6 protein-coding genes are annotated in these 9,789 nt (G+C 31.8%); all 6 read left to right on the plus strand.

Features of this window, described 5'->3' with window-relative positions:
• The first annotated feature begins 1 nt into the window (after nucleotide 1).
• Genes RM545_RS09625 through RM545_RS09650 form a run of 6 tightly spaced genes read left to right on the plus strand, consistent with a single transcriptional unit; the run spans nucleotide 2 to nucleotide 8,895 of the window.
• The gene (locus RM545_RS09625; protein ID WP_311495111.1) at nucleotides 2-1,666 is read left to right on the plus strand and encodes an ATP-binding protein; all 1,665 of its coding nucleotides are present in this window, start codon (nucleotides 2-4) and stop codon (nucleotides 1,664-1,666) included.
• Complete coding sequence (locus tag RM545_RS09630) at nucleotides 1,659-3,203, plus strand: ATP-binding protein (RefSeq protein WP_311495112.1); 1,545 nt, start codon at nucleotides 1,659-1,661, stop codon at nucleotides 3,201-3,203. The genes RM545_RS09625 and RM545_RS09630 overlap by 8 nt, the downstream gene beginning before the upstream one ends.
• On the plus strand, nucleotides 3,200-4,510 hold the full coding sequence (locus RM545_RS09635) for an AAA family ATPase (RefSeq protein ID WP_311495113.1): 1,311 nt from the start codon (nucleotides 3,200-3,202) through the stop codon (nucleotides 4,508-4,510). The genes RM545_RS09630 and RM545_RS09635 overlap by 4 nt, the downstream gene beginning before the upstream one ends.
• Nucleotides 4,503-5,363, plus strand: a complete 861-nt coding sequence (locus RM545_RS09640) for a hypothetical protein (RefSeq protein ID WP_311495114.1) — start codon at nucleotides 4,503-4,505, stop codon at nucleotides 5,361-5,363. The genes RM545_RS09635 and RM545_RS09640 overlap by 8 nt, the downstream gene beginning before the upstream one ends.
• Entirely contained in the window at nucleotides 5,360-6,907 is a 1,548-nt protein-coding gene (locus tag RM545_RS09645; RefSeq protein ID WP_311495115.1) for an ATP-binding protein, read from the plus strand. Before RM545_RS09640 ends, RM545_RS09645 begins: the two co-directional genes overlap by 4 nt.
• Nucleotides 6,907-8,895, plus strand: a complete 1,989-nt coding sequence (locus RM545_RS09650) for a radical SAM protein (protein WP_311495116.1) — start codon at nucleotides 6,907-6,909, stop codon at nucleotides 8,893-8,895. Before RM545_RS09645 ends, RM545_RS09650 begins: the two co-directional genes overlap by 1 nt.
• Nucleotides 8,896-9,789: the final 894 nt, after the last annotated feature.

Here is a 9,789-nt window from a genome sequence, read left to right on the forward strand (position 1 = left end):
TATGAAAAAAATTATAGGAAAGGTAGCTGCTACGGAAAAGAAACCAACTACAATCGATGAATTTTACTTCTGGACGAATAAACAAAGAATCTTAAATCCATTTGATGTAGTTAAAGTTGAGCATATTGATAAGTCCATTTCTTACGGAGTAATCGAGGAAATATCCCATATTACTGATTCAGCAAGCTACTTGAGTAATTTTATTTCAAGTGATTTTGGAGATGTCTCTACAGAACCAAATATGCATCGCATAGGAATGAATTTCGTTAAAGCAAAAGTTTTAGGAAATAATAAAAGCATTTATACACCTGTTCTAGATGGAAGTAAAGTTGGACTAGCTGAACAATCCGAAGTACTTGAAGCTTTAGGATTGGATAAAATTAAAAATCCACTAATCTGTGGGTATATGGAAATGTACCGAGATGAAGATAAAGTTACTTTACCTGTTCATTTTAATTCTCAGTTCTTGATAGGTCCAGAAGGAGCCCATTTAAATATATCCGGAATCTCAGGATTGGCTGCAAAGACCTCTTATACAATGTTTTTAATGAAAGCTATACAAGATGAATACTTATCTAAAGGGGATGGAAATGATTCAGTTGCTTTTGTTATGTTCAATGTAAAGGGAAGGGATTTGTTAGCAATCGACGAGCCAAATGAAGATTTAGACATAGATGAAAAAGAGCGATACACTTCAATGTTAGGATTGAATACTGAACCTTTTAAAAATGCAAAATATTATTATCCCTTTTCAAATCATTCAAAATCTAAAACACATAGTTATGGTAATAGTGATGATATAAATACACAGGTTGATTTGGATAAAGGTTTCAGATACAAATATAATTTTGAAGATGATAAAGAAAGTCTGGATTTACTGTTTTCAAATGTAGAGGATTCTACTGGTACAATGGAATCAATAGTAAATTTCATATTAACAGGGCAAGGAGGATTTGGGGATATTACAACTTGGGGACAGTTTATTAATAAAGTTGGAGAATATACAAAATCTGGGCAGAAAGGAGATAAGGAAATATCCGTAATGAGTTGGAGGAAGTTTAAAAGAATAGTGACCAAAGCCTTAAACAATGAAATTTTCAATCCAAGAGTTGTCCCGGAAAAAAGTGAAGTAAGACTCAGAGATTCGATAAAAAGCATTCAAAAAAATGATATTCATGTTATAGATATTGCAAAACTTGACCAAGATACTCAGGCATTTGTTTTTGGTGATGTGATCAGGGCGATTTACGATCTAAAACTTGGTCAAGAAGAAAGGGATGAGAACGATATTCCTTCAAAGATTGTAATTTTTATTGACGAGCTAAATAAATATGCCTCTAAGGACATACCAAAAAACTCGCCCATTTTAAGGCAAATTATTGATATTTCTGAGCGAGGTCGTTCATTGGGTATAATTCTGTTTTCGGTAGAGCAATTCAAGAGCGCTATTCACGATAGGGTAAAAGGAAATTGTGCGACTCATGCTTATGGGAGGACTAATGCCATAGAAATTTCAAAAGGAGATTACAGGTTCGTTCCCAATGTTTACAAAAATATGATGACACGTCTTGACCCAGGCGAATACATAATTGAACATCCTGTTTTCCGTTCGTTATTAAATATCAAATTTCCAAGACCACTTTACAAACAATTCCCGAATGGCTAAAATTGAAACTAAAATAGGTAAAGACGTTATTGAGTCCCTGACATTAGGGATGTATGAAGACTCGAGATTCATCTTTCGAGAATACATACAAAATAGTGCTGATCAGATAGACAAAGCCGTTGAAGATGGATTGTTTGAAACTTTGAGGGATGGCAGAATTGAAATTGTAATTCAACCTACATCTGAATTAATAAGCATCACTGACAATGCAACAGGGATATCCAGAAATGAAGTACAGTCAATCTTAAAAAATATTGCAAAATCTACAAAAGATAGAACTAAAAACAAAGGGTTTCGAGGCATAGGTAGACTTGGTGGACTTGCTTATGCAGATAAATTAATTTTTGAAACAAGCTTTAAAGGGGAGGACGTGAAAACCTATCTTACTTGGGATGCACAGGAATTAAAATCAATTATTAATAATCGCAGTACAAAAGAGGATGCCACAATAATTATAGACCAAGTAACTACTTTCCGAGAAGAAAAAGAATCTAGTGAGATGCACTATTTCAAGGTTACTTTACAAGGAGTGAAAAATAAAGCCCTCTTAGATAAGGACGATATATATAATTATCTAATGATGGTTGCGCCTGTTCCTTATTCTAAAGGCTTTTTTTTTAAGGATAAAGTTTACGATAAAGCAAGAGAGCTTGATTTTAATATCGACGAATACCTTATCTATGTAAATAAAAATCAAGTTCTCAAGTCTTATACTATGAGTATTTATGCAGGTGATACTCAAAACAAAAAAAAGATCGATGAGATTCACGATATTGAAACTTATGAAATTCGTAATTCAAATAATCAGCTTTTAGCATGGGGATGGTATGCAGTTTCGAATTTTACTAAAGTACTGCCTGCTATTAATACAGCTCGTTGCTTGAGACTTAGAAAGGGTAATATTCAGATTGGGTTAGAAGAGGCCTTATCCAAACTATTCAAAGAATCAAGAGGAACTAAATACTTTTTCGGCGAAGTTCACGCAATTAGTCCAGAACTAATTCCAAATTCGCGTAGAGATTATTTCACAGAAAATAAAACCCTCAAAGAGTTTGAAAAATTTATTAAAATAAAGTTTGTTGAATTACATAACCTCTATCATTTTTCGTCAAGGGTAAGAAATAGTCAAAAAAAAATAGATGATTTGGTCGACTTCACTAAGGTTTTTGAAGAAAAATCTAAAAATGGGGGTTTTACTGATGAAAAAGAGAAGGCTAATTTTATAGACAAATTTGAGCAGAAGAAGGAAAAGGCTGCATCAGCAGAAGCAGAACTGAAAAAAGCAAAAGAAAAAATATCGTCTACCGACACTTCAAAGTCGAAGGTATTTGAAAATGTTGTAAAGGCAAAGAATAGGGATATAAGTAAAGTAAAAATAAAAGACAGCGGCAAATCGAAATTCATTACTGACGATATAACTACTCTCAGCCGAAAGGATAGAAAATTAGTGTCAAGGATATTTGGAGTTGTTGATATTGTACTCACACCAGATTTAGCTTCGCTATTAAAAGATAAAATAAAAGAGGAACTAAGATGAAGATATCAATTGAGAATTTCAAATCGATTTCAAAAGTTCACAATTTTGAAATTAAACCAATGACAGTTCTTTCTGGAACAAATAGTTCTGGGAAATCATCATTTGTGCAAATGCTTTTATTGATAAAAAAAACATTAGAAGATAGCTCAACCAAAAGTGTCCTTTCAATAAAAAATAGAGAATTTAAAGACATAGTTTTTAATCAAAATAAGAATAATAAAATTTTGTTTTCTATCGTCTTAGATCCTAAGGAAGTAACAATTCCACCAAATTACATCAATACTAAAGAAGTAAGTGTAGATGTTGGTTTTCAAATGAGGGATGAAAGGATATTTGTATCTGACTTTATTTTAGATTTAAAAGCAGAAGAGGGTAATTCATGGTTTTTAAAAATTAATAACGAAACTGAAAGAGCAAGCAAAGCAGAAGTGTCTAACCCTTCAACATTTATTCAGGCCTTAGATAAAACTGAATTTAGGGGTTCAATTGATTTTGCTGCAATGATTCCACAAACTTTAACAGATACAACTGGCGATAAGTACCCGTTCAAAATAGATTGGATAAAAGACGGTTTGACGAATGTGTTTAACTCTTTTTATTATATCGGTCCAATAAGACAAAAGCCAGAAATAGCTTATAAAGAATCATTATCTAGTAGATATGTCGGTATTGCAGGTGAATACACCGCACAAATCTTAAAGGATTTTGAAAATGAAAAAGTAGACTCTTATAGTTTTAATCAAATTGATAAAAAAAGCACAACGCTACTCGAAGCTGTTAATTACTGGCTTTGTGACCAATTTAAAATTTCAAAAAAAGTTTATTCTGAAAAAAAGGAAGACTCATATCAAATTTATCTAGAGGATAATAATGGACTAAAAGTAAATATTAAGCATGTAGGTTATGGCGTTAGTCAAGTATTACCAATAGTTGTACAAGGCTTACTTATGCCTAAAGAGGGGATTTTAATTATTGAACAACCCGAAATTCATTTGCATCCTAAAATACAGAGTTTACTTTACGATTTTTTTTATAGCCTTACTCTAATTGATAAAAAAGTTATTGTGGAAACACATAGTAGCCATTTCATTACCCGTATGCGAAGACGAATTGCTGAGGATGAATCAAACAATATGGATGACATCATTAATTTAACCTTTATTGAGAACGGGATTTTTAGAAAGTTAGAGTTAGACGATTTTGGCACCATATTAAATTATTATCCAGAAGACTTTATTGAACAACCAGCCAAGGAAATGGATTCTATTATTAAAGCTCAGATAAAAAAAAGAAGAAAGAATGGATAGGGCCAGGTTTGTTGCAGTTATAGATCCGTCCACTATTGTGTGGGATAAAAATGACTACCGCATCAATTCACATCATTATATTAGTGTTTTAGATTCATATTCAAATCTTATCTCAAATTTAGAGAAATATCCTATTTTGTTAAGTGACGAACTTTTGGAGTTGATTTTATCGGAGTTTCCATATTCTGAAACTAAAGGAAGTCTATGGGCTCTTGCAAATAGAATTAGTACTTTTTTCTCAAAAATAGATAATAAGTCATACAATGGTTCTGTTTATAAAAGAGTTAAATCTGCACCAAATCAAGTAAAGAGTCATTTTACTGAAGATTTAAAAAGCGAAGTAAATCTTTTAATTTCTTATTGTCATAACAATGAGAATGAAAATCGAGTGTATTTTTCATTCGAGTATTTCTGGAATAACACAAACATATTAAAGACGGAGTCTGACAATATTGAATTTGAACACGCCGCTATCATTGCAGACAGAGACAATGATTTAACTGAACTTTTCAAACAACTTACACTTCAATTTCAACATAAAACGCCTAAACATGACTTATCTCAATATAAAGACAAAAATGCTTGGCTAGTTTCAGACTCCCATGAAAGAGATAGTTTTGTAAGCCAACTAAGTTGTTTGGAAAACAAAACTGCTCAAAAACTTCTTGATAATCGTTTAGATGTAATGTTTGGTAATGAACGTTATTACAGTTATGATTATTATAATGACGTTTATGTTGTTTTTAGAGTAACGAGCAACAATATTTTTCACGCTCATGATGAATATGACATTAATAAAGTCCCGACGGAAGTAAAAAATCATTTTAGAATCTTTAAATATGGATGGTTATGAATGAGATCAAACCACATATTGGTAAAAATGTTATAGAGACACTTACTCTTGGGATGTATGAAGATGCTCGAATTGTATACAGAGAATATGTTCAGAACTCTGCGGACGCCATAGATGATGCTGTAGAAAAAAAATTATTATTTGATAAGTCAGAGGGTAGGATAAGTATTGCAATAAATGAAAGCAAGGGGCAAATAATTATTGAAGACAATGGTACTGGGATAAAAGCAGAAAACGTTCTCTCCTTTCTAGGGGATGTGGCTAATTCCCAAAAGGACGTCTCTAAACAAAAAGGGTTTAGAGGAATTGGAAGACTCGGGGGGTTGGGATATTGTGGCAAATTAATATTTGAAACATCTTTCCATGGGGAAGGTACTAAAAGTATTATAACCTTAGATTCAAAGTTGCTAAAATTAATTATTGAAAATACGACAAATACAGATGACGCAGCAACCGTAATGGGTACAATTACTAGTATCAAGAAAATGCAAACCGATAAGGATTCTCATTATTTCAGAGTTACCTTAATGGAAGTTCAGAATGAAAATTTGTTAGATGAAAAATCCATTGCAGATTATCTTTCTATGGTAGCTCCAATTCCTTTCTCACCTGAATTCGAATTTAAGGAGAAGATATATGCATTTTTTCAGTCAAATAAACGTCGTTTAGACGAATATGACGTGGAATTAAGCATTAATAATCGACGACTTTATAAACCGTACAAATCTATTTTTTATAAAACAAATAACTCAGGGACTAAAAAAGATGCAGAGCTTCTGGACGTTTCTTGTTTCACAATTCAAGATAAAGACTATGAATTATTAGCTATTGGCTGGTTTGGGATTACAGACAAATTGAATTATCAAATACCAGACGAAAATATAGAGCGTGGAGTAAGATTAAGAAAAGAGAACATCACAATTGGTAATGAACTTACCCTTAGCAAACTCTATGGTCAATCTAGGCAAAATTTAAATTATATAGGTGAAGTACATGCATTTGGTTCAGAATTCAAACCTAATGCACGAAGAGATTACTTCAATGATTCTAAAACTACATCTGTATTAGAAGAAAAGCTTAAAAGCGTATTTGCTAAACTAGGAAGTTTAACACAAGATTCTTCGCAACTTCATAACAGGAAAAATGATATTGAAAATTACCGCACTAAATTAGAAGAATATGAAGAAAGTATTCAAAGCGGACAATTCACTCATAAAGAAATTGTACAGAAAAGAGATGAATTGTTAAATTCTAAAGACAAGGCAATATATTCATCGGAACAGTTATTAAAGCTTAAAGACAAATCTGCTGAAAACGAATTATTAAAAGTTATATATGAACATATTATAGGTCCGTTAAAAATAAAAATAAATGATACGGAATTTGACTTGGAGTCAAACGTTCAAACTTATCAATTAACTTTAGCTAAATTGAATGTTGAACAACGTAATTTGGTCAATGAGATTTTTACAATTATTGAAGAAAATTTCACGGTGGGAAAAGCCGAATTTATAAAAAAGAAAATAGCTGAAAAATATAATTAATGACAAAGAGAAAACGTCAAATACTACTCATTGAACCTGGATATAAAAACAAATATCCACCCATAGGTTTGATGAAAATTGCCACTTATCACAGAATGTTGGGGGATAATGTGGTTTTTTATAAAGGCAATGTAAAACAATATATATTTAATCAAATTATAGATGATTGTATCTTCAAGCTAAATGAAGTATGCCCTAAGGTTAATTGGAAAAGACAAAAAAAGAGTATTTCAAAGTATATAAAATCAAACCATTCAACTAAACGTGAAGCTCTTTTGCCTACGCCTCAAATGGAAGATGAAAATTTTAGCGAGATAACTAGTCAAGTTCCATTAGTCGAAATGTGGCTAAAATATTTTGGAGATTACTACAAGAATAAAAAATATGAGGATAATCCTATTTGGGATAGGGTTTATATAACCACACTTTTTACTTTCTATTGGAAAGTTACTGTCGAAGCTATCCACGATGCAAAAAGTTTAGTAAAAGACATTGATGAATTAAAAGTCGGTGGTGTTTTAGCATCCCTATTAACTGCTGAAGTTGAAGAAGAAACAGGCATAAAGGCAATGACGGGGATATTAGATAAACCTGGTATGCTTGACAAAGGTAATTCTATTATTGTAGATGATTTGCCATTAGATTATTCGATCTTAAATGAAATCGACTACAAATATCCTACAGGTAGTGCATATTTTACTTTTATGACTAAAGGCTGTACCAGAACTTGTGCATTTTGTTCTGTTCCAAAACTCGAACCAACTTATAAAGAAAAGATTCCTACAAAAGATAAATTTGAGAAGATCAAAGAATTGTATGGCGAACAACAAAATCTTCTGCTAATGGATAATAACGTCTTGGCATCACCCAAATTTCCAGAAATTATTCAGGATATAAAAGATATGGGCTTTTTTAAAGGTGCGAAATTTGTAGAGCCAAACCAATTGGACATAGCTATTCGTAACTTGAAAAAAAATGATAATGATATTGCGTATATAAAGAAATGTTATTCGTTATTACAAGAATTTTTGAATAAAAGAGTTAAAGGAGAAAATCAACAAATAGTTTACGACATATATGAGAAATTTGGTCTACTGAAAATTGATTCTGTGACCAAAGAAAATTTATTAGTCGCATATGATGAATTAAAAGAATTATTCGAACGTTACAGAAATAAGGCACCGAGAAATAGATACGTAGATTTTAATCAAGGTACAGATGCTCGTTATGTAACTGACGAGAATATGAAGTTAATAAGTGAAATACCAATTAATCCATTGAGAATTGCATTTGATTATTGGGGTTTGAAAAAACAATATGAAAAAGCTGTTAGATTGGCAGCGAAATATAATATAACTCGGCTTTCAAACTATTTACTATTTAATTTTAAAGATAGACCTGAGGATTTATGGAAAAGAATGCACATCAATATGGAACTTTCAGAGGAATTAGATATTCATATTTATTCATTTCCGATGAAATATATACCGCTGTTCGGGGAAGAAGCAAAACACAGGTCTTACATCGGTAAATTTTGGAATAAGAAATTTATACGAGCAATTCAATCGATTAGCAATGTTACTAGAGGAATAGTACCTCCGGAAAGAAGTTTTTTTGAAAAAGCATTTGGAGCGAATGAGGATGAGTACTTTGAGATCATGTATATGCCTGAAACATTTATTATTTACAGGAAACTTTTCGAAGAAGAACTTCATTTGACATCTAGGTGGAGGGCAATTTTTAATACCATAAGAACTGACGAAAAGCTTTGGGAAGAAGCTAAACCTATCCTTGAGACCAGCGAATTCTCTGATACTAAAGGACTGACAACTAATCCTATTTTGCTAAATTTCTTAGAATTCTACACAATTAAGAGGGAAGATGTGAAGAAAGGTGATAATGAGTATTCCAAATTAAAGAAAAAGTTTAATCATCTTATAAAATCTGATCAATTTATAGATTTGACTTTAACTTATGATTATGAGTGAATTTAGGTTTTAAATTTTTTTAAAATCTCGAATAAGTTTCATGTTGGAAGTAATTTATGATTTTATAAAATTTGATTAAGAAAATTCAAGAGCTTCTAACGGGAATCGAACTTTAGACGCTCCCGTATAACTTATTGTAATATTTCTGCTTCTAAAGGTCATTTTTTGAAATAAAAAGAGTACCCTTCTAATGTTAAAAGACTACTACCGCAACAAAGCATCTTCTTTTTCCTCTAAAGAAAATTTCATTATCATGTTATACCTGATGAAGAAACTTGATAAATTAAGATAAGTTAAGTAAGTCGAAAAGCACTACTTATAGTAACACATAAAAAGGATGTTTGGAATAAACTATCTCAAATAGGAAATAGAATCTCTTTGAAAATTAGATCTTAATGTTATTTGCAATCCCACTTAATACAAAAATCAGTACAACGTGCTGACGTTTGTTGAGTTATTTTGAGTGACTTTGAAAATACAATGTTTGAGAATCTCTGTGTTCTCAGATACTTGAAGATATGTAGGATGCGAGCGGTAACCTGCTCGTCCAGACCGCAAAGTTGCAAAAGCCTTTCAGAAATGAGAGGCTTTTTTTGTGGGGTAAATTTTCCTAAATCGTGGAAACTCCCGTATTTACTTGGATTAACTGAAAAATTACAAGCTTATCCTAAATTGGATGAGCTTCTCTTTTTTACAGTTAATACTTCGCTCGCGTCGAATTATCAACTTTTTCTTCACTTTCTGGTGTGCAACTGGGTGCCCCAAAAAAGTTAAGGGTATCTTAAAATTTTAGACTCTTGTAGCTATAAAAGTTTTCATTATTCCTTTCATTACCCCTTTAACATCGGGGCTTATTCCCTTTAATGGTTCCAAATATTCTGGAGGTAATCCTGG

Source organism: Autumnicola lenta (genome assembly GCF_031846515.1).
In the GTDB taxonomy this organism is placed as follows: domain Bacteria; phylum Bacteroidota; class Bacteroidia; order Flavobacteriales; family Flavobacteriaceae; genus Autumnicola; species Autumnicola lenta.

What these genes read in the sequence shown, in the direction of transcription:
- RM545_RS09640 (WP_311495114.1), top strand. Translation starts at nt 4,503, where the DNA reads ATGGATAGGGCCAGGTTTGTTGCAGTTATAGATCCGTCCACTATTGTG.
- RM545_RS09630 (WP_311495112.1), top strand. Translation starts at nt 1,659, where the DNA reads ATGGCTAAAATTGAAACTAAAATAGGTAAAGACGTTATTGAGTCCCTG.
- RM545_RS09650 (WP_311495116.1), top strand. Translation starts at nt 6,907, where the DNA reads ATGACAAAGAGAAAACGTCAAATACTACTCATTGAACCTGGATATAAA.
- RM545_RS09635 (WP_311495113.1), top strand. Translation starts at nt 3,200, where the DNA reads ATGAAGATATCAATTGAGAATTTCAAATCGATTTCAAAAGTTCACAAT.
- RM545_RS09625 (WP_311495111.1), top strand. Translation starts at nt 2, where the DNA reads ATGAAAAAAATTATAGGAAAGGTAGCTGCTACGGAAAAGAAACCAACT.
- RM545_RS09645 (WP_311495115.1), top strand. Translation starts at nt 5,360, where the DNA reads ATGAATGAGATCAAACCACATATTGGTAAAAATGTTATAGAGACACTT.